Consider the following 606-nt stretch of genomic DNA (forward strand, 5'->3'; position numbering starts at 1 on the left):
ACCAAAAATGCAAAATTACTTTGGGCTTTACCTGTGGTGGGTTATGGGTTTGCTTGGGTCGGACACTTCTTTTTTGAACATAATAAACCCGCTACTTTTAAACAACCTTTCTTTAGCTTAGTGTGTGACTTTAAAATGTATAAAGACATTTTATTAAAACGCGTCGATTGGTAAATAAAAACAGGCTGCTCTATGTTTTTATTGAGCAGCGCCCCATCAACTCAAGCATACTTTCGTTTTTCTATTTTTAATTTATAAAATTAACCAAACTAAACCATAAAAATAATAGCTAATCAATCTACATCACACCCCAAATGCAACCATAAAACAAAACTTATATTTCACACCTTATACTCCTAACTACATTCATATAAAAATATGCTATTTGGGTGTGAATTCATATGGGGACATTTAGATTAAGTTTAAATTTTTAACAAAAAAATTTAAAAAAGATGTACAGACGAAAGTAAACCATTCAAAAGAATGGTGATTAATTTTTCATATCCATTCTTTTCTTCTGCTGTTTCTCACGCTAATTTAAATTGAATCAATTCAGGATGGATTGAGCGTAATTTAAATTAGGATAAAAATATTATGGAAACATTT

The 606-nt window shown here is 29.7% G+C and carries 1 protein-coding gene; it reads left to right on the top strand.

Annotated elements, in window-relative coordinates; all coding sequences use genetic code 11:
• Positions 1 to 174 (top strand): DUF962 domain-containing protein (locus RR876_RS17080; protein ID WP_332637199.1); only part of this gene is annotated, 174 nt, incomplete at its 5' end.
• Positions 175 to 606: the final 432 nt, after the last annotated feature.

Origin of the sequence: Acinetobacter sp. (assembly GCF_036666595.1) — a bacterium.
Lineage (GTDB): Bacteria > Pseudomonadota > Gammaproteobacteria > Pseudomonadales > Moraxellaceae > Acinetobacter.